This is a genomic window from Sporosarcina sp. resist (assembly GCF_014302295.1).
GTDB lineage: Bacteria > Bacillota > Bacilli > Bacillales_A > Planococcaceae > Sporosarcina > Sporosarcina psychrophila.
Genome location: NZ_CP060287.1, coordinates 924,195 through 943,252 on the forward strand (window position 1 = coordinate 924,195; position 19,058 = coordinate 943,252).

Genomic DNA, 19,058 nt, shown 5'->3' on the forward strand with positions numbered 1-19,058 from the left:
TGGAACCATGGTCATGGTAAGCGTAAAATAATAAAAATCTTAGGAGGCAAATTGATATGGCTTACAAAAAGTTTGTAGGCACATTCCAAAATGAAACTGAGGTTTTGAATAAGATCGACGAGTTAAAAACACAGGGGTATTCTGATAATGATATTTACATTGTGAGAAATGATGCGGATGTGATCGGTTTTTTATACCGTTACAATTACTATAATAAAGAAACAGATATGCCGGGCCTATTAGAAATAAATATCGCAACTGTACAAGACCTGTTTCAGTTGGCCCATCGGACTTTTTGGGCAATTGCCGAGGGGGAAGTGAAAGTGGAGGAAGATTCCGAATTACTGGATGCCATCGACTATGACGACGAGGCAATTTCGAAAATGGTTGCACGAAATCAGTTAAGTATTGGCAAGATTAAGCTGTACGTCATTGAAACTAGAGAGCCAGAACTATTCGCATTTTATTACAGTGCGAATGTTTTGGAAGCGCACGCACTCCATCAGGACATGTTCCGAGAGACGCCAAAACGAATGACCAATGCCTCCCATTTAATGCCGAAGCTTTTTCATTTCGATGAAATGGATGCTGCGAATATATTATACTTCCACCGTAACAAAGTTGTCGCATATCCGAATCATTTAGGACATGCTAGGGCGGGGGAGCGGGTGTTGGCACGGATGCGGGCTTGAGTAGAGTAGCAAGACTATATGTTTTCCCCATATATTTATGGAGAAAGTGAAACGCATTGTCATCCGATACGTAGTAGAGAGAACGGGTTTTACTGAAAAGGGGTTTCTAGTACAGGGGGGATTACATGAGACAGTTGTATATTAAGCAAAAGGTATTTAGTTTGAGCGGCAAGTTTTCGGTGAAGGATCAAGAAGAGAATGAAGTGTATTTCGTAGAAGGAAGCTTTATGCAAATACCGAAGACGTTTTCGATTATGGATGTGGCTTGTCAAGAAGTGGCGATGATCACGAAAAAAACGTTTAGTTTTCTACCGACTTTTTTTGTCGAAGTACATGGCCAAGAAATGGTAACGATAAAGAAGGAATTTTCTTTTTTAAAAGCACGGTATTCAATTGACGCGGCAGGGATAGAAGTACAGGGGAATTGGTGGGATATGGATTTCGAAGTATACCGAAATGAGGAACTGATTGGTGCTGTCAGCAAAAAGTGGTTCACATGGGGCGATAGCTACCAGTTGATAATTGTAGAGGATGAGATGGAACCACTTCTCGTGTCGCTTGTTGTGGCGATTGACTGCGCAAAAGCAGCCCAGTCTGCTACGGCGGCTGGGGGTGGGGCGTGACCAGACCAGACCAGACCAGACCAGTAAAGTGTCAATATCAGCTATTTTTTAATAATTAATAGATCATTCTTTGGTGTCAGCATACCGTTCTTTTCGTAATAATTACCTACTTTTCTTGAAAGTACCACCGTTTTTATAGCATGGTTTCCCTTAGCAAATACGAGTAGAAAAATATCTTCTCTAAAATCAATTCCATTGATACTACCCTTAAATTCAACATTCAATGATTCTTCTATGACATCTACTGTTGTATATGGTCCATAGACTGATGCCTTCTCCCAGTCAAAATCAGTTAAAGTAGACAGTGAGATTTCTGTTGTACCACTTTCCGCCTGCTCTAAAATCTTTCTAGCGAGCATGGGATCTTCACTAGCCCTATTAACAAAAAACAAACTAAGTATTAAAGAAGTTAATGCAGCTCCACCAATTAATAAAATCCATTTTCTTAACATAAATTACACCCCTATTAAACTGTGACTTTCTTATTTACAAAAACTACGGCAAGGTAAATAAAAAGAAGATATTCAACGAGATAGATTGACCGTAACAGCAGACGACCGGATAAGCTCAATCGCTTCACCTTTGAGCTACTATCGATCCCCTTTGCTAATACTGCCTAATAGCAACGAAAAGCCTTTATAAAACGTAACATCCCATAAATATTCAAGTCATATTGTTATTTAAATATAAATTTTCTCTTACCATTGTCATTCTGCAATTCAAATAATGTTGGTTTACTAACGAAGCGCTCTAGAAGCTCATAGGCCCTATAATCCGTTATTTCATCAGGAATAGTAATACCGCTAAATGACGTAGAAGAAATTAATGCATGAAAATCATATCTGAACTCGTAATCACCTGTATAAGCCATCGCCAACTTACCTTTCCAATCAATTTGATAAGACTGGCCTTCTTCCTTAGTAAACTTAATAATATGATAGGCTGTCGCATCGTGACCGAGCAAATAAACATCAAATGCAGTCAAATCTAGATTCAAGTTTTCCTGTTCATCCTTGGATAGGAAGTCAATTTCATATGCCTTCCCATCTAGTGTCTCTAGGTCAAATGGTGCCTCATCACTTCCTACATGAAAACCTTTATAATCCCATTCTTGAGATGACATAGTACAACTATGATAGTTGTTCCATACAATCTTAGCGTGCCAATCGTCTACTTCTTCATCGTCATTCTCATCTAAATCTAAATCTTCCTCATAATAATCTGCAGTTTCCAAATGTAAATCGAAATACAATCCCGTTCTTTCTTTCAATACTTCCTCTTCTTCATATTTGAAATGTGCACTCCACTTAAAGTTGATTATTCGATGACCATTAGGCCAAGGATTGTCTACAAAATAAATTCGATCCATAATTATAGGCTCCCTTTTCATCGTAATTAGTCTATCCTACCTTGTCTCCTTCTTATTAAACTACCTTGCCATGTAAGTTGAATAATTAATTTCACCACATAAATCCAATCCACTTATTGAACTATTCTGCTCTTTTAGTTGAATAAGAAAAGGGTGCTTAACCCCTAATTGAAGCAAAACACCCGTTTGGTTAAGAACGAAACCTCCTATTTATATAGAAATTTCGGAAGTAATCCAACCTTTTATAAAATCTTCTAACGAAGAAGCAATCCAAGTTCGGCTATCATCCTCATGATTCCATACATATATGTCCTCTTTTTGAATACTCCCATTTAATATGGCAAAACCGAACAAATCCCCATTTCCCCCATCAGAAAAAAACATTAAATTATCAAATGGCATATAAATATCTTTATAATCATCAAAATTTCTAAAAAACAAGTTGTCTTCTATTATTTTTCCAGTTGACCAAATCAAAGGACAATCAAATTTGTCAAATACTCCATTTGTTTCATTTAATAGGTCTAATAATTTTTTTGGTAATTCAATATTTAATTCTTTTTTAATAAGAGTTATTTCAGAATTGGTTGCTGGGGCTTTGAAATGATATTCTTTCGATATTTTCTCAATGTAATTCTTCCACATAATTTAATCCCTGCCCCCTTTAAAGTTTTCTAACATTCAATAATTCACCACTGTTCATATGTTATCCTTGTTGAACTATCGTGCCGCGTTAGTTGAACAACGGGCATATCAGTTCATGATACAGTATAACTTATTTACAAATATTGGTGTAGGGAAGTGAGTAAGCCTAGCCAGTTTGTTTACCTGTTATTTCAACGAGACGAGCAGGTTTAAGTGTCTTAGAATCATTTATGATGAACTACACGTAGAACCTGTACAGATTGCTCTTATCGAATGAGATGTCATAGAGTAGCGTTAAATAGGTTAAGTGGGTGAGATTTCAAAGATTCGATACTCGAAATATTATTTGATCTGGTTATTAATCGTATTTTTGAGAGTTATAATGGCTTTCTTTTTTACTGTCCTAGGCGGGCCCAATTCCCACCATATCCATAAAAACATTCGTGAAATTGAATGTAATTTATGGGATTTAAAGCAATAATTACTGAAGGAAATTCAGTGATTGTTGTTTTTTTGTTTTCATTATGTACCTACACTGTCCATATGATCCAAAATCTTTGACTAGCGCCCAAACGATTTTAATAGTAAACCACAAAAAGTATTCTAATATAATGCACAATTCTAAAAAGGATGTGTTAAAATAAAGTTTCAGTCTACTTCAAGGTGAAATAAGTACATTTTGCCTCAACGTGGAGAAGTGATTGTGCATTTTTTATAATACGAGTTTAAAGAAAAATCTGGAGGATAGTATAATGAAAAATTTATTTGTTAAATGGAATCAAATAAGTCTAGTAAAAAGGATAGTTATTGGTATTATTGCCGGTCTTATTTTAGCTTTAATCGTTCCTACTGCAGCAAGTTGGGTATCCATTTTCGGTTCTTTATTTGTCGGTGCATTAAAGGCAGTGGCACCAGTCTTAGTATTATTCTTAGTGATGCACGCAATTTCCGTGCATAAAAGCGGTACGAAAACGAATATGAAAGCGATTCTTGGGCTTTATGCGATTGGTACACTCCTAGCAGGGGCTGTCGCTGTCGCTGTGAGTTTTATGTTCCCGGTTACACTAACATTGACAACAGGAGCAGAAGGGCTTTCTCCACCAGAAGGTATTGTTGAAGTTCTTGAAACATTACTCTTTAACATAGTTGCGAATCCAGTTAATGCATTACTCAATGCTAACTATTTAGGTATTTTAATGTGGGCAGTTGTTCTTGGACTTGCATTGAAAAATGCCAATCAAAATACAAAAGACGTGTTAGGTAGTTTTTCAGATGCAATTACTAAAGTCGTGCAATGGGTGATCAATTTAGCACCGCTTGGTATTATGGGGCTTGTTTTTGATGCTATTGTAACAACTGGCTTTTCTGCTTTACTTGTATACGGTAAATTAGTTTTAATTTTAGTTGGATGTATGTTGTTTATCGCACTTGTAGTGAATCCGTTAATCGTATATGTCTATATACGCAGAAATCCTTATCCAATTGTTTTCAAGGTTTTAAAAGACAGTGGTATCACGGCATTCTTTACACGCAGTTCAGCTGCAAATATTCCTGTAAATATGAAGTTATGTGAAGAACTTGGCTTAGATGAGGATACTTATGCAGTATCAATTCCTCTAGGTGCTACTATTAATATGGCAGGTGCAGCCGTTACAATTGCTGTACTAACTCTCGCAACAGTCCATACGCTTGGGATTGAAGTTGATTTTGTGACTGCACTTCTTCTTACTGTTGTTGCGGCTGTGTCTGCAGCAGGTGCATCAGGTGTTGCAGGCGGATCACTTTTGCTTATCCCGCTAGCGTGTAGTTTATTTGGAGTTCCAAATGATATTGCTATGCAAGTGGTTGGCGTAGGCTTTATCATCGGTGTTGTTCAAGATTCTTGTGAAACTGCACTGAATTCATCTTCTGACGTACTGTTCACAGCTACAGCTGAATATGCTAAGGAACGTAAAGAGGGTAAAGTAGTTACTGTGAAGTCTTAAGAATTACGATGAAAAATTAAAAGCCACGATTACCGAAGATGATTCGGCGATCGTGGCTTTTGGTTGTGCAGAAATCATTTTTTTACTCATTCAGGTCAATTTGAAACTACAATAAGCAGCCTAAAGGAAAAAAACAGCTATAATGAGTATAGAGCTAGTTGAATTGCGATTTAGGGAGTGTTCCATACATGCAAAGTTTCGTTGTGATGCAAGGTCAGACATATCAAGAAGAAAAAGAATTAGGAATCATTTGGTCACTGCAACAAGACAGTAGTGGGAAAGAACGTCATTCACGGCTACGAATGATAGAGGTAAATGAAGGGGATCGCATATTTCATTATGTAAAAGGAAATATTGTGGCGATTAGTGTTGCTAAAACAGGATGCTTGATAGCGAGTAATCCGTCAACTATGCAAAATCAAGAACGTTTGATTGATGATGGGTATTTAGTGGAATTGGACTATCATGAACTTGAAGTACCTGTGAATGTACTCTCGAAATTTGATGACATTTTGCCGCTTCTGCCAATTAAGTATTCACCATTTCAAACAGATGCAAATGGTAATCAAGGGTATTTATATCCTTGCAATGAGGAATTAGCAATAAAGTTAATAGAATTAATTGGCGACCTTAATATTTATCAAGTAGATGAAGAGCAGCTCGAATTAGCAATTGGTACGGTGCTTCAAACAGAGCGTAACACATTCATTCCCATGATTGCTGAAACAGAATCGGAATTGAAAACAAAGATTCGTTTAGGGCAACAAAAGTTTAGGGAAGGTTTACTACCACTCTGGGATCACAAATGTGTTCTTTGTGAGATTGAGTTACCTGCACTGCTTCGCGCAAGCTACTCTAAGCCATGGAAAGACGGTACGAGTTTTGAAAGAGTGGATCCTTATAATGGTGTCCTTCTATGTTGTAATCATGATGCGCTCTATGAGAATGGATTTATCGCATTCGATGGACAAGGTAGATTGCATATTTCATCACAGATTTCGGAAGAGGATTATGAAAAGTACAGTATGCATTCAAAAATGAAAATCGCCCGAACTGAGGAGAACAAGCCTTATTTCAAGTGGCATAAAAAAAATCTATTTAAAAAATAAGATAGTGTAGAAGCTATGGCTGTCACTTTTGGCGTCATTTTGCACATCCAACTTTACAACCAATTATTAAAGAACGATTCGAATCTGGCTAGTAAAAATGCGCCTGCACATTGTTCGACAATCGTGTCCCTTAACGGCAGACTGTTTACTTTTCTATATCCGATAAGAACAAAAAAATTAACTTTCATTCTTATTTATTTGCGTTCTTTACGATTTTTAAAGTCCTTCGATATCCGAGAAATAATAAAAGAACAAGTGTATATAAGTACACCACAAATCGAATAGATAGCTGTTAATTTGGTCGTTATTGGAAAAAACACTATGAGCATTATAATGCCATTCTACGTTAGCGTATCCTAACCAAATGCAGCTCTTTGTTCTTCTGGAACTAACGCGGCAGGTGAGTTCAATAAGGAATCGTTATAGCGAAATTTTTTATATAAATTTTATTGAAAAGTAAATAACTGGCTAATTGTCAATTCTAGAAAACAACTGATAGAATAAATTAATTTGTGTATGTGGCGATGATTCGCCCGACATCTCAAGTTTTAGAGGGGAGACGTTTCGATGGAATTTAAAGGACCTAGCGTCTACGATCAAACCGATTTTTTGAAAAATTACATGATTAGAAGAAGTAGAAACGATAGTCCAAATAATGCAATTGAAGGACCAATTATCTATGAGTTAATTGGGATTTTTCAAGATAGTAGCGTCTTAGATTTAGGGTGTGGTGATGCATCGCTTGGAAAAGAACTCTTACATTTAGGAGCAAAAAACTACACAGGAGTAGAAGGTTCGAAACAAATGGTGGAAGTGGCACGCTCTAACATACTTCAACAAAACGGGACAATACACTTTGAAACAATGGAATCTTATGATTATCCAAAAGAAGCATTTGATCTTGTGACATCTCGATTTGCAATCCATTATGTTTCAGACATTAATCGCCTGTTTCGAGATGTTCATAAAACACTTAAAGAAAACGGGAGATTTGCTTTTAGTATCCAGCATCCACTTACAACTTCGTCTTTTGCTAGTAAGCAATCTGGAGATAAACGCGGTAATTGGATTGTCGATGACTACTTCCATGAGGGGGAAAGAAAAGAGCCTTGGATTGACCAAATAGTGGTTAAGTATCATCGAACAATCGAAAATTATTTTATAGCACTTAAACAAGCTGGATTTTCAGTTCTAGATTTACGCGAGGGTACACCAAAGCGTGAACATTTTAGTAGTGAAGATGAATTTTTTAGAAGACAACGAATTCCTATTGTACTGGCTTTTTCTTGTGTGAAGTAAAATAGATATCCTAATACTGAATGTTGAACTAACAGGTGCTTTACTTCATTAATGAGTAAAGCTTTTTTTTATTCAACTAACTGGGCAGGTTAGTTGAACAAGAATAAAAAGAAAACCTACTTATAGTTTTTTAAAAGATTATTCATTTAATACGAAGTTTGATTATATAAATAAAGATTTATTATTTTTTAAAAATGATTAAAGTTATCTCCCCTCTAAAGGATGGCTTAGAGGGGAGATAAACTTTAATTGAATATTTATGTTAACATAATTATGAAGATTGAGAATAAATATTCGATCATATTAATAAGGTCCGTGATTGTATAGTAATTATTTAAAATTACTCACTGAATATTATATCTTTAGGAGGTCAATATGAAATGGAAAGGAATACTTATAGAACAAGTCAATTATTTGAAATTCTGGGTGTATCAAGAGATGCACTTAGGTATTACGAGAAACAAGGAATTGTAAAACCAAACCATGATGAATCAAATAATTATCGACAGTATAATGATTATGATATATATACATTATTGGTAGCGGATTTTTATATAAAGAGAAACTTATCGATGAAAGAAGTTAGAAAACTACAAGAAGGAAGAGCAATAGAAGAACTGGAAACTTTATTAGAAGTAAAAGCCGAACAATTAGAAGAAACCATACGAAATAAAAAATTCATGCTTCAAAAAATAAAAGAAACAAAAGTATTCTGTGAGGAATTAAAAGAACACTTAAACCAATACTCCATAAGGAAATTCCCAACCTATGAAGTAATTGATGAGTTTTCTGACTTTTATTCCTTTCTGGAGTATCCTGCTTTATTGCAAAATATGGATATGATGAAGGATGATATTCTTAGCAAAATCATGAGGAAATTTACTTTTGATGAAAACGGGTTTCTAGATTCCAAGATGTATATTGTTGAAAAGCATGAAACAATACATAAGGAAAATATCGGATGTTATTTACAATATTCTAAATGCATCTATACAATTGTTGAGGATGGCAGGTATCAAAATGGAAATAGTGATATTAAATATAAAGTTTTTGAATCTACTGTGGAATGGGGAAACGAACAAGGACTTAAACCAAAAGGGGTTGCTTTTGTTAATACTCGTCTTATTACATATCTTGATAACAAAGAACGAGCCTTCTTAGAAATATATGTTCCTGTTGAAGAAGAGTAAAATACTTTTTATTGATATTGACCTGGGGGTAACACCATAGTTTATCTTTATAACCAATGGAACAAGTGCAAACTGTTCTATTGGTTATTTATATAAATAGGAGGGTGTTTGGTTTGAGTGGAATGGTAAAAAAATATATTATATGGACCTATGTCATGTTCTTTGTATTTCTTCTTGTCATAGGGCTGACGATGTTTTTTTTAAAGTCTCAGCTCGTAGTAGATATATTAATCGTGCTATCATCATGGACGTCTACATTTGTCTTCGTAACAATGTTCCGTAAAATCTATCCCCAATGGAACCTATGGAACTTTATAAAAAGCCAATTTAGGGAAAGAATCAGAATATCGACTGTATTGTGTATCGTTCTTATTCAATTTTTGCTTTTAATTGGTAGTTTATTAATGACAAACAAAGTATGGAATGTGCCCGTATATGAACAATTTACTGCTTCATGGACTTCACTTCTTATCTTATTTGGCTACAATTTAATTCTTGGACCACTCGGGGAAGAATTAGGGTGGAGGGGATTTGTATTAAATGATTTGCAAAAAAGATTCAGTCCATTAAAATCAGCCATTATCGTTGGATTGGCTTGGGGCTTCTGGCATACACCGTTATGGCTTATGTCAGGATACTCAGGATTACAATTGGTGCAATATATCATTTATTTCTTGTGTGGCATTGTTGCTGTATCAATCATCATAACTGCATTTTATAACTTGAATCATAATCTCATTATTCCTATTATGATTCACCAACTTTTCAATTATTTTTTGGTCATTCAAGTTGGAAACGTACTTAATATTCTTACAGTTACCTCTGTAATATATTTAATAGTGGCTATAGTTTTAGTTTTAGTTAATTATAAAAAGTGCTTATTGAGGTAATTAAATGGAGCATCTGGTTTGTGCAAAGTTTGTATCGAAAAAATAGTACACTAAAAGTAAAGTAAGTTTTTTTATGTAGACCTCCTTCAACTAACAGGGGCTTTAGTTGAAGAAGGGACTGCCTCTACATAGTAGTTTTTTTCTAAAGTATTTAATATTACTTCACTAAAATATTTCCAACATATTTAGCCGTTCCAAAATCAGCAGTAAGATTTACCTCAATTAAATGGTCACCTTTTTCATTTGGGTAATTAAAAGTTTGACCATTAAACATTAATAGTTCTTCTTCACCAGCCTTAACTGCTACTTGTAGTTCTTTTGCTAATTCTAAACTGTCTGCTGTTTTTATCGTACTTCTTTTACCTAGCTTATATCGATTTGTAAATAGTCTCTTTTATTAAGAAAGGGGGACTTTTTAAATTATTGGAGGTGTCATAAATAGACCGATAAAAGGTCAGGAACGGTTTTGGGGGGAGATAGATTTCAACCTATAGAGATATTAATGTTTATTAAATTGACAAATTGGTTTTTGTCGATGTATAATGTGAACATGGATAAGATAAATATTTTTAAATCACTTTCAAATGATGCTCGGCTGCAAATCCTAGAATGGCTTAAAGATCCTTCGGATCATTTTGAACCACAGGATGGGATTGATTTAGTTGAAGTTGGTGTTTGCGTTAGTCAAATAACAAATAAGTTAAACATGACTCAATCTACTGCTTCCCAATACTTGTCAACCTTACAAAAAGCGGGTTTAATTGAGGCCACAAGGTTAGGTAAATGGACTTATTACAAAAGGGATGAGGAAGCAATAAGAAACCTTGGTATATTCATTCAAACAGAACTATAACAATAACCAAATTCCGTTATGAATTTGGTTATTGTTATCACTTACACATCGACAATTCGGGATATGTATTTCTGTGTTGCGAGTCGTTTAGACTAATAAGTGGTTATAAATAATATTCTTATTGCAAATATATATTTAAGGAAAGAGGAAAAGATGAATATGAAAGCATGGAAAAAGCAAGGCGTAGGATTGGAAAACTTAAAATTAGTAGATGTGGATATTCCGAAACCAGGTCCTAAACAACTGTTGGTACGTGTGAAGGCTGTATCCCTCAATTTCCGGGATAAATCAATTATGGATGGTGATTATTTACCAGACTTAATGAGTAAACCTTTCACACCCGTATCGGATGCAGCTGGAGTTGTAATCGGTGTGGGTTCAGAGGTAACAAAATTTAATGAAGGTGACCGGGTGGTTTCCCATCTTTACACAAAATGGACTGATGGAGCACCAACCGAGGACTATGGCCCAACTGCAGTGGGTGGACCTAATGATGGTGGTCTTGCGGAATATATGCTCCTAGACGAAGACGCAGCGGTAATGACACCTTCTAATATGACAGATGAAGAAGCGTCTACACTTCCGATTGCAGCCTTAACAGTTTGGTTTTCTTTAGTTGAATATGGAAAAATAAAAGCCGGCGATACAGTACTTATTCTTGGTACGGGGGGAGTATCAATCTATGCGATTCAAATCGCTTCTGCACTAGGGGCAAGAGTTATTGTCACAACTAGCAGTGACGAAAAGGGCGAACGAGTAAGGGCTCTAGGAGCAAAAGAAGTTATAAACTATGTGAAAACACCGGATTGGGAAAAAGAAGTATTAAAGCTCACGGATGGTAAGGGAGCTCAGCATATTTTAGAAGTTGTTGGTGGAGATAGTATTAACCGTTCCATTGATGCTCTTGCACAACAAGGAAATATCTATGTCATTGGGTTCCTGAAGAGTATGATGGCAGAAGTAAATTTGTTTTCATTGTTGTCCAAACAAGCGCGTATACAAGGTATCTTTGTGGGGCATCGGAAAGCTTTCGATGAAATGAACAAAGCATTTAATGAACTGAACATTAAACCCGTGATTGACACAGTTTATCCCTTTTCTGATGCAATCCAAGCCTATGAGCATCTGGGTCGTGGAGCATTCGGTAAAATCGTAATCAAAGTATCTGAATGAGGAAGCATATATTCAAACTTTATATTGGTTTATAGCCCGACTATTTATCTTAATTTATTTCAATCAAAAAGTAACAACGCTAAATAAATATAAAAGTCCTTGGAGCATAGTATCCTCGGGCTTTTGTTATTTATCTGAAAAAAATAGTTATGACGAATTATATGGAGGTTTTTATATGGGAATGAATTATTGCTCGAACTGTGGAGAAGTGTTAGAAATACGTGTCATTAATGATGAAGAGTATAAAGCATGTTCAAGCTGTTCATTTATTCATTGGGGAAATTACAGTGTAAGTGTTGGAGCTTTAGTCATAAAAGAGGAAAAAATGTTACTCGTTCGCCGTAAAGATAATCCTGGGAAAGGGAAATGGACAAACCCCGGTGGTTATATTGGTCAAACAGAACTTATTGAACAAAGTGTCATACGTGAAGTATTAGAAGAAACAGGTGTAACTACAAAAGTGAAATCGATCGTAATGTTGGGGGATTATCCAGGTCGAGTACATAATATTTATATTGGATTTTTGATGGAATATTTAGAAGGGCAGCCACAACCAGATGAAGTTGAAGTAGATGGTGCAGGCTTTTTCTCATTGGAGGAAATGGAATCAATGAATGTTGCTGATATGACTCGTGGACTGGTACGAATCGCTTTTGATCATCAAACGATTGGATTAAAATTGAACCCCTTACCAAAAACAGAATTTAATGGCTACACGTTTTTTAATGTATAACACTAATTATAGGAAGGATTCGGATTCCGAACGATTTATTGAAATAAAACATCGGTATAAGTGTATTCAAAAAAACTTGCGAATCTAACACAATAGAACTATGTTAGATTCATAAAGACAGCCTCAGCTCTTGCTACATAGGGGATGAAGCTGTTTTTTAGTCATCCATTTTTTTCGGTGCTCATTTGAATCTAACTTAACGCATTTTAGAATTAACTTAAGTTAGATTGGGGGGGCGTTAAAATGCGTGAGGTGAGGCATTAAAATGAAGGTTGCTCATTTTATAGCTATGTTGTGCCACAATTTCGCCTGATAGCTTAACAAGTTATACATTTCCAATAATTTTTCATCTCTGGAAGATCATACATTCGTTTGTTCTAATTTGTTGTAAATGTTTCTTGCCTTATGAGGTATCCTCCCTGTTCCAGTTTCCGTCTTACTTCCTGATGCAATATCTTTTTAAATTATTTCTCCTTCTTCCTGTTCAATTTTATGAGATTTACTTCGAGAACATTATTAAGTTCATCAGGACCATACGCTGTTACAATTACTCTTTCCTCTACTAGTTCAGCGCGGTGATCTGTCAAGTAGTCTCTTAATAGTTTCGTAGCTGGTTCCGCATCCATATATTCTTTTTCTATTTCCGTTATTTCATTGCAAGCTGTAAGCCATAGTAAAAGCAGGTTTACAAACAACGATTTAGAATAGATTGAGTTCATCTATCTTACCCCTCCTGAATACCGAATACTAAATCAAATAGCCCGATTATTGAATTGTCAAAGTTCGTCTTGTCTACGTAATTAAATCGAATTTTTTACAAAATTTGTTCAATATTGGCAAGGCTGGTACATTAACTATAATAGGATTTATTTTCCGGAAATACCGCCCGTATTGGGTGCGACAGTCTGTGATGCCACAGTGGTCGTTGGAGTATAACTAACGGATAGGGTTCTATGGCACCATAGTTCATCGACCTTCTTCGCAAGCCGTAGTATCCAATAACAGTTCTGCACATATTTTCAACTTCTGTGGTGTAGCGCTGATTTTGCGCTACATGTATGGCGGTTAGTTGAAGAAAAGTGTCAAATGACCGGGGGTTCTCAAGGATGAACAAATTAGGAAAAGTGCTTCAATGGTTAGGTTTTATTCTTATTGCTTTAGGACCGTTTTTTGACTTAGAAGATACGTATGCAAACTACCTTCCTATACTTATGATAAGTGGTTCAACTCTTGCTCTGTTAGGGAGTCTGCTGAGTAAGCCAAAGAAGTTAGAGATTTTGGCAATTTGTTTAGGCATTTTGTCTTTAATAGCTTATTTTTATTTAGATCAACGGTTGATATACAAAATTTTAATCATAACAATTCTTGTGTTAGTTGTAGTACATGGCATTTTGGATAAGAAAAATCATCATTTAAAATGAATAACCTAGGAACTCAGTATTATAAAAGTCTGAATTACCGGTCTTATCGAAGTGGCGGGGAAGACTAAAGGGGTAGTTCAGTTGAAGAAGGCTTATTGAAATGATCAAATTTTTTATGAAAAAGGTGAACCGGAATTTCCTATCTCTATATAGAAGGGATTTCGGTTTTACCTGTAGATCAGGTACCTGTTAAGTAATAATAATGTTATTCCATTGAAGGGCCATTATATGTAGTAGGATTTTTGATCGTATAATGCTCTTTTAGTTTAAAAAATAATTGTAGAATTAGAGAGGATGGTATTATTGGAAGTCCGACAAATGGCTACTGCATTCTTAATTCATCAAGGAAGTGTACTAATGATGAAAAAGAAAAAAAGTAAAATCTTTAATTTTGAATTTTGGGGTGGAATTGGAGGTCATATGGAATCCGATGAACTTAATTCTCCAATGACGGCAAGTTACAGGGAAATTGAAGAAGAGACAGGATTTAAAAAGGATGACATCAAAAATTTCAGGCTTGAATACATACTGCTTGAGAAGAATAGCGGGGAAATACGTCAGCAATATGTCTACTTTGGAGAAACAAAGCATATGAACTTTATTCCTTCAGACGAAGGGGAATTATTTTGGGTTCCTAAGAATGAATTATCAGGTTTATACACCTCAAAAGTTATCAGTTCAACTATTGAACACTATTTGAATAACATAACTAATACCGATGATATATTTGTTGGAACGATGATGACTAGCAATGAATTTAATCCCAAAATTCAATGGTCAACTATCAAAGAGACCGTTGATTTTTAATTTTTTTATCCTAACTAGTTATACAGAAACTTGTTTTTTTTAACTACTGAAGTCTTATTTTCAATAGTTCAACATAAAGGATCTCCCGTAAAAGGGAGTTTTTTTAATGGAAGAAAGAAGGGCCTGGATTTTCATTATCAGGCCATTTTATTGAAAATCAAAAGAAATTAATAGGATGATAATTATGAAAGAGGTTCATTCGGAAAGCATTCACTTACAAGAGAGCTGTCATCTTATTAAGCAAACGGGTGCGTTAGCGGAGCGAGTCTATAACTGCTCATGCGGTTCTGTGCTTAATAGAGACTATAACTCTACCTAATAAATTTTTGATTTAGTTAGTTAGTCAGATTAACTAGTTCAATAATTTTTAAAGACATATGCTATCCAGACAGGTTGATTATTATTTTTCAACTTGATCATTATTTAGAAAGGAGGTACAAAAATGAGTAATTGGAAATGTGAATATTGTCATTACAAAAGTGAAAATCTTGAAAAATTTTGCAGACGATGCGATGCTCGGTATCCATGGATAGTTAACACTGACGCTGACGCAACTGCTGATGCTGACGCAACTGCTGATGCCGACGCAACTGGTGACTCCGACGCAACCGCTGATGCCGACGCAACAGCTGATGCCGATGCAACTGGTGACGCCGATGCAACTGGTGATGCCGATGCAACCGCTGATGCCGACGCAACAGCTGATGCCGACGCAACAGCTGATGCCGACGCAACAGCTGATGCTGACGCAACAGCTGATGCAACAGCTGATGCCGACGCAACTGCTGATGCTGACGCAACTGCTGATGCCGATGCAACTGGTGACGCCGATGCAACTGGTGATGCCGATGCAACCGCCGATGCCGATGCAACTGGTGATGCCGATGCAACTGGTGATGCCGATGCAACTGGAGACGCCGATGCAACTGGTGATGCTGATGCAACTGGTGATGCCGATGCAACCGCCGATGCCGATGCAACCGCCGATGCCGATGCAACTGGTGACGCCGACGCAACTGGTGACGCCGACGCAACTGGTGACGCCGATGCAACTGGTGACGCCGATGCAACCGCCGATGCCGACGCAACTGCTGATGCCGACGCAACTGCCGATGCCGATGCAACTGGTGATGCCGATGCAACTGGTGATGCCGATGCAACTGGTGACGCCGATGCAACCGCCGATGCCGACGCAACAGCTGATGCTGACGCAACAGCTGATGCCGATGCAACTGGTGACGCCGATGCAACTGGTGACGCCGACGCAACTGGTGATGCCGATGCAACTGGTGACGCCGATGCAACTGGTGATGCCGACGCAACTGGTGATGCCGATGCAACCGCCGATGCCGATGCAACTGGTGATGCCGACGCAACTGGTGATGCCGATGCAACCGCCGATGCCGATGCAACTGGAGACGCCGATGCAACTGGTGACGCCGATGCAACTGGTGACGCCGATGCAACTGGTGACGCCGATGCAACCGCCGATGCCGATGCAACTGGAGACGCCGATGCAACTGGAGACGCCGATGCAACTGGAGACGCCGACGCAACCGCCGATGCCGATGCAACTGGAGACGCCGATGCAACTGGAGACGCTGATGCAACTGGTGATGCCGACGCAACTGGAGACGCCGATGCAACTGGTGATGCTGATGCAACCGCCGATGCCGATGCAACTGGTGATGCCGATGCAACTGGAGACGCCGATGCAACTGGTGATGCCGATGCAACTGGTGACGCCGACGCAACTGGAGACGCCGATGCAACTGGAGACGCCGATGCAACTGGAGACGCCGATGCAACTGGAGACGCCGACGCAACTGGAGACGCCGATGCAACTGGAGACGCTGATGCAACTGGAGACGCTGATGCAACTGGTGATGCCGATGCAACCGCATCTGGTGATGCAACTGCGACTGGAGACGCCGATGCGACTGGTGATGCCGATGCAACTGGAGACGCTGATGCAACTGGTGATGCTGACTCAACTGCTACCGCAAACGCTGGAAACAATACCTTTACAAATGGAAACAATACCGTTATCAACGTAACCGATAATAGTGCTGGATTTATGGCTATGACTCTATCTAATCTTATTATGATGGAAAGCTTAATGGGTAACCAGAATTCAGACAATATAGAACCTCTAGTTTCTAAATTCACTAATATAATGAATGAGTTATTACAAAGTGAATATAGTAATCGCAAAGCTATCCTTGACGCTATTAATTCTCTCAAAAAAGAATAGAAAAGAATCGGAGGAGGCTACATGACAAAAACAAATGTCTCACGCTGTATGATTTCTACGGAGGAAGATAGCGATAACCTATATGTAAAAGTTAAAAATAAGAACCAAGAACTTAGTCGTCAATTCACCATAAATGCATACAGTAAAAATTCACCGACAAAGGAATTATTACCTGTTTATGTCGATAATCAACCTGCACATATAGATACCCTAGATCCTGATGCAGAAAAAGTCTATAGAATAGACGTGTCAAATGTAAAGGGGCAGGTTATTTTCGAGATTATCCAAAAAATGGGCAGCTCAAGTATTAAGGTTTCCAAAAACAGCAAAAACCCCTTTTCGGTAGAATTACACATTAAATAAAAATAGCTTGGATTTTCGTGGCAACTAAATCCACCTAAATAAAATGATAGACATAATTTTGATCTGAGAATATTTTTCTTGAAATATAATTTCTTCAACTAACAAGTTACTTTAGTTAAACAATCGGCTGCCTTTACAGGGCAGCTTTTTCTTAATGAAATTAAATATTTCCTAAAACGGGCATTGCGTCTACTAGATCTGCTTGAAAAAGTTATGAATCAAACACAATATAAATATGTTAGATTTGCGAAAAGTCCCTCTTTCATTTACATAGGAAGACTTTTATCTATTGCATGTGTCATAACTTATTGAGTAATGAAGTTAAATATTTCCATGAACGGATTTTAAGTTGATCTGGATTGGAGATGTATAAGGTTTGATCTCATGGAGACAATCCTTTACCTTCTACTTCAACTAACGCAGCAAGTTAACTGAAAGGGTTAACCATATTAAGATAATTAAAGGGTGCGAAGGAAATGACAAAAGAAAATATTAATGTTGATTTCACTATGAACACATTTGATACAAGTAAAATGGACATGTGGACTAAAGAACAGTGGAAGGAATGGGTTGGGGATCAAGAGGATAATATAGGAATTCAACTATTGTTGATTAATGATACTAAGTTTTATTTGAAAGTAATGGGGATTTATTATAACGAAGAAACAGGAGACATGTTTTTTGGTTTTGATACACAAAATAAACTTGATCGAGACATAAATATTCAATTCGGCAAATGGGAAATAGATGAAAGTATTAATGATTTATCCCATGAAAAGCCCCAGTATATGGAGAAATACTCTGAAATAAGAGGTTTTCAAAGGTTTGTGAAGCGTACATATTTGGAAAGTTGGGATACGATAACAATAGAAATAAGTATTCTCGACGCAGAAACAAACTTAAGTATTAGAGAATTTAAATTTAAAATAGAAAAGCATTTAATCCAGGTTTTTTAGTAAAGTATCGTAGGATTGCCATGGGTAATTCTAATTGATTTTTCATACAACGCGGCAGTATATAGGAGGAAGTGAATGACAATATCTATTCACGATGGTGTGTTAATTGGGTACTCAGTAAATTTTCTTGAAAATGAATTGCTATTAGATATCGAAACGGTGGCAGATGAAATTGTAACAGTTACATTCGAGGATTACTTAGCACATTATTTCGATCATGTAATGGCGGGAAGTATTTTATTTGATATTGAAGAAGTAGATTTGAATACATTTTTCGTAGGGAACAGAGAACAATTTGAGTCCCATAAATTATATGCTTGGCCGATTTGCTACGATGATACGAATGAACTCGAAAAATACTTACAAAAGAATAATTATAAATGCTATGTGATTAGTGCGTCACTAGGATTAAGTGGTTATGTATTTGCAAAAACGCTTAAAAGTAAAAGGAAATGATAAGTTGGAGGAGAAAAAAGTTTGTGAAGTATTCTACTAAACTCCCATGAAAATAAAAAAACAGCCCCATTCTTCAGAGAATATAGGCAAGGCTGGTGCAATAAGCAAGGGAGGATTAATCGCCCGTAAGCGCTACTCGTATTGGGTGCGACAGTCTGTGATGCATCATGGTCGTTGGAGTTAGCCTAACAGGTAGGGTTGTTTAATAAGAATGAAAAGTTAAGGTGCATTGTAAAGTGA

At 36.9% G+C, this 19,058-nt stretch carries 20 protein-coding genes; 16 read left to right on the forward strand and 4 right to left on the reverse strand.

Annotated elements, in window-relative coordinates; translation table 11 throughout:
* Positions 1-56 precede the first annotated feature (56 nt).
* Complete coding sequence (locus H7992_RS04580; RefSeq protein ID WP_187046759.1) at positions 57-692, forward strand: general stress protein; 636 nt, start codon at positions 57-59, stop codon at positions 690-692.
* A 125-nt stretch (positions 693-817) separates the two neighbouring features.
* Positions 818-1,315, forward strand: a complete 498-nt coding sequence (locus tag H7992_RS04585; RefSeq protein WP_187046760.1) for an LURP-one-related/scramblase family protein — start codon at positions 818-820, stop codon at positions 1,313-1,315.
* A 41-nt stretch (positions 1,316-1,356) separates the two neighbouring features.
* Here H7992_RS04585 and H7992_RS04590 read toward each other — a convergent pair whose 3' ends face one another.
* The 3 genes from H7992_RS04590 to H7992_RS04600 all read right to left on the reverse strand — a co-directional run bounded on the left by H7992_RS04590 (position 1,357) and on the right by H7992_RS04600 (position 3,329).
* Positions 1,357-1,767 carry a hypothetical protein gene (locus tag H7992_RS04590; protein WP_187046761.1) on the reverse strand — a complete coding sequence of 137 codons (411 nt, stop codon included), beginning with the start codon at positions 1,765-1,767 and terminating at the stop codon, positions 1,357-1,359.
* Positions 1,768-1,991: 224 nt separating this feature from the next.
* Entirely contained in the window at positions 1,992-2,684 is a 693-nt protein-coding gene (locus tag H7992_RS04595) for a hypothetical protein (protein ID WP_187046762.1), read from the reverse strand.
* Between the two features lie 210 nt (positions 2,685-2,894).
* Positions 2,895-3,329 (reverse strand): SMI1/KNR4 family protein, encoded by a 435-nt coding sequence (locus H7992_RS04600; protein WP_187046763.1) that lies wholly within the window; start codon positions 3,327-3,329, stop codon positions 2,895-2,897.
* Between the two features lie 752 nt (positions 3,330-4,081).
* On the opposite strand from H7992_RS04600, the gene sstT reads away from it, so the two are divergent.
* The 8 genes from sstT to H7992_RS04640 all read left to right on the forward strand — a co-directional run bounded on the left by sstT (position 4,082) and on the right by H7992_RS04640 (position 12,561).
* Positions 4,082-5,314, forward strand: a complete 1,233-nt coding sequence (sstT, locus tag H7992_RS04605) for a serine/threonine transporter SstT (protein ID WP_187046764.1) — start codon at positions 4,082-4,084, stop codon at positions 5,312-5,314.
* A gap of 188 nt (positions 5,315-5,502) precedes the next feature.
* On the forward strand, positions 5,503-6,423 hold the full coding sequence (locus H7992_RS04610) for an HNH endonuclease (protein ID WP_187046765.1): 921 nt from the start codon (positions 5,503-5,505) through the stop codon (positions 6,421-6,423).
* Between the two features lie 567 nt (positions 6,424-6,990).
* Positions 6,991-7,722 carry a class I SAM-dependent methyltransferase gene (locus H7992_RS04615; RefSeq protein ID WP_187046766.1) on the forward strand — a complete coding sequence of 244 codons (732 nt, stop codon included), beginning with the start codon at positions 6,991-6,993 and terminating at the stop codon, positions 7,720-7,722.
* 380 nt (positions 7,723-8,102) lie between these two features.
* Entirely contained in the window at positions 8,103-8,912 is an 810-nt protein-coding gene (locus H7992_RS04620; RefSeq protein WP_187046767.1) for a MerR family transcriptional regulator, read from the forward strand.
* A 122-nt stretch (positions 8,913-9,034) separates the two neighbouring features.
* Positions 9,035-9,802, forward strand: a complete 768-nt coding sequence (locus H7992_RS04625) for a CPBP family intramembrane glutamic endopeptidase (RefSeq protein WP_255428665.1) — start codon at positions 9,035-9,037, stop codon at positions 9,800-9,802.
* A 550-nt stretch (positions 9,803-10,352) separates the two neighbouring features.
* Positions 10,353-10,655 carry an ArsR/SmtB family transcription factor gene (locus H7992_RS04630; RefSeq protein ID WP_067213845.1) on the forward strand — a complete coding sequence of 101 codons (303 nt, stop codon included), beginning with the start codon at positions 10,353-10,355 and terminating at the stop codon, positions 10,653-10,655.
* Between the two features lie 159 nt (positions 10,656-10,814).
* Positions 10,815-11,828, forward strand: a complete 1,014-nt coding sequence (locus tag H7992_RS04635) for a zinc-dependent alcohol dehydrogenase family protein (protein ID WP_187046769.1) — start codon at positions 10,815-10,817, stop codon at positions 11,826-11,828.
* Between the two features lie 175 nt (positions 11,829-12,003).
* Positions 12,004-12,561, forward strand: a complete 558-nt coding sequence (locus H7992_RS04640; RefSeq protein WP_067206256.1) for an NUDIX hydrolase — start codon at positions 12,004-12,006, stop codon at positions 12,559-12,561.
* 464 nt (positions 12,562-13,025) lie between these two features.
* Here the strand turns inward: H7992_RS04640 and H7992_RS04645 are convergent, their stop codons facing one another.
* The gene (locus tag H7992_RS04645; RefSeq protein ID WP_067206259.1) at positions 13,026-13,280 is read right to left on the reverse strand and encodes a hypothetical protein; all 255 of its coding nucleotides are present in this window, start codon (positions 13,278-13,280) and stop codon (positions 13,026-13,028) included.
* Between the two features lie 387 nt (positions 13,281-13,667).
* Here H7992_RS04645 and H7992_RS04650 point away from each other — a divergent pair, with 387 nt between their 5' ends.
* The 6 genes from H7992_RS04650 to H7992_RS04675 all read left to right on the forward strand — a co-directional run bounded on the left by H7992_RS04650 (position 13,668) and on the right by H7992_RS04675 (position 18,818).
* Positions 13,668-13,982: a hypothetical protein gene (locus tag H7992_RS04650; RefSeq protein WP_067206261.1), complete on the forward strand. Its 315-nt coding sequence runs from the start codon at positions 13,668-13,670 to the stop codon at positions 13,980-13,982.
* A gap of 357 nt (positions 13,983-14,339) precedes the next feature.
* Positions 14,340-14,789: an NUDIX domain-containing protein gene (locus tag H7992_RS04655; protein ID WP_255428592.1), complete on the forward strand. Its 450-nt coding sequence runs from the start codon at positions 14,340-14,342 to the stop codon at positions 14,787-14,789.
* 560 nt (positions 14,790-15,349) lie between these two features.
* Positions 15,350-16,846 (forward strand): hypothetical protein, encoded by a 1,497-nt coding sequence (locus tag H7992_RS04660; RefSeq protein WP_187046770.1) that lies wholly within the window; start codon positions 15,350-15,352, stop codon positions 16,844-16,846.
* Between the two features lie 218 nt (positions 16,847-17,064).
* Positions 17,065-17,406 carry a hypothetical protein gene (locus H7992_RS04665; protein WP_067206265.1) on the forward strand — a complete coding sequence of 114 codons (342 nt, stop codon included), beginning with the start codon at positions 17,065-17,067 and terminating at the stop codon, positions 17,404-17,406.
* Positions 17,407-17,882: 476 nt separating this feature from the next.
* Positions 17,883-18,362, forward strand: a complete 480-nt coding sequence (locus tag H7992_RS04670; RefSeq protein ID WP_187046771.1) for a hypothetical protein — start codon at positions 17,883-17,885, stop codon at positions 18,360-18,362.
* 75 nt (positions 18,363-18,437) lie between these two features.
* Positions 18,438-18,818 (forward strand): hypothetical protein, encoded by a 381-nt coding sequence (locus H7992_RS04675; RefSeq protein WP_187046772.1) that lies wholly within the window; start codon positions 18,438-18,440, stop codon positions 18,816-18,818.
* The last annotated feature ends 240 nt before the right edge of the window (positions 18,819-19,058 follow it).

Coding starts and splice junctions, on each gene's coding strand:
- H7992_RS04580 (WP_187046759.1), top strand. CDS start 57: ATGGCTTACAAAAAGTTTGTAGGCACATTCCAAAATGAAACTGAGGTT.
- H7992_RS04585 (WP_187046760.1), top strand. CDS start 818: ATGAGACAGTTGTATATTAAGCAAAAGGTATTTAGTTTGAGCGGCAAG.
- H7992_RS04590 (WP_187046761.1), bottom strand. CDS start 1,767: ATGTTAAGAAAATGGATTTTATTAATTGGTGGAGCTGCATTAACTTCT.
- H7992_RS04595 (WP_187046762.1), bottom strand. CDS start 2,684: ATGGATCGAATTTATTTTGTAGACAATCCTTGGCCTAATGGTCATCGA.
- H7992_RS04600 (WP_187046763.1), bottom strand. CDS start 3,329: ATGTGGAAGAATTACATTGAGAAAATATCGAAAGAATATCATTTCAAA.
- sstT (WP_187046764.1), top strand. CDS start 4,082: ATGAAAAATTTATTTGTTAAATGGAATCAAATAAGTCTAGTAAAAAGG.
- H7992_RS04610 (WP_187046765.1), top strand. CDS start 5,503: ATGCAAAGTTTCGTTGTGATGCAAGGTCAGACATATCAAGAAGAAAAA.
- H7992_RS04615 (WP_187046766.1), top strand. CDS start 6,991: ATGGAATTTAAAGGACCTAGCGTCTACGATCAAACCGATTTTTTGAAA.
- H7992_RS04620 (WP_187046767.1), top strand. CDS start 8,103: ATGGAAAGGAATACTTATAGAACAAGTCAATTATTTGAAATTCTGGGT.
- H7992_RS04625 (WP_255428665.1), top strand. CDS start 9,035: ATGGTAAAAAAATATATTATATGGACCTATGTCATGTTCTTTGTATTT.
- H7992_RS04630 (WP_067213845.1), top strand. CDS start 10,353: ATGGATAAGATAAATATTTTTAAATCACTTTCAAATGATGCTCGGCTG.
- H7992_RS04635 (WP_187046769.1), top strand. CDS start 10,815: ATGAAAGCATGGAAAAAGCAAGGCGTAGGATTGGAAAACTTAAAATTA.
- H7992_RS04640 (WP_067206256.1), top strand. CDS start 12,004: ATGGGAATGAATTATTGCTCGAACTGTGGAGAAGTGTTAGAAATACGT.
- H7992_RS04645 (WP_067206259.1), bottom strand. CDS start 13,280: ATGAACTCAATCTATTCTAAATCGTTGTTTGTAAACCTGCTTTTACTA.
- H7992_RS04650 (WP_067206261.1), top strand. CDS start 13,668: ATGAACAAATTAGGAAAAGTGCTTCAATGGTTAGGTTTTATTCTTATT.
- H7992_RS04655 (WP_255428592.1), top strand. CDS start 14,340: ATGATGAAAAAGAAAAAAAGTAAAATCTTTAATTTTGAATTTTGGGGT.
- H7992_RS04660 (WP_187046770.1), top strand. CDS start 15,350: ATGCTGACGCAACTGCTGATGCCGACGCAACTGGTGACTCCGACGCAA.
- H7992_RS04665 (WP_067206265.1), top strand. CDS start 17,065: ATGACAAAAACAAATGTCTCACGCTGTATGATTTCTACGGAGGAAGAT.
- H7992_RS04670 (WP_187046771.1), top strand. CDS start 17,883: ATGACAAAAGAAAATATTAATGTTGATTTCACTATGAACACATTTGAT.
- H7992_RS04675 (WP_187046772.1), top strand. CDS start 18,438: ATGACAATATCTATTCACGATGGTGTGTTAATTGGGTACTCAGTAAAT.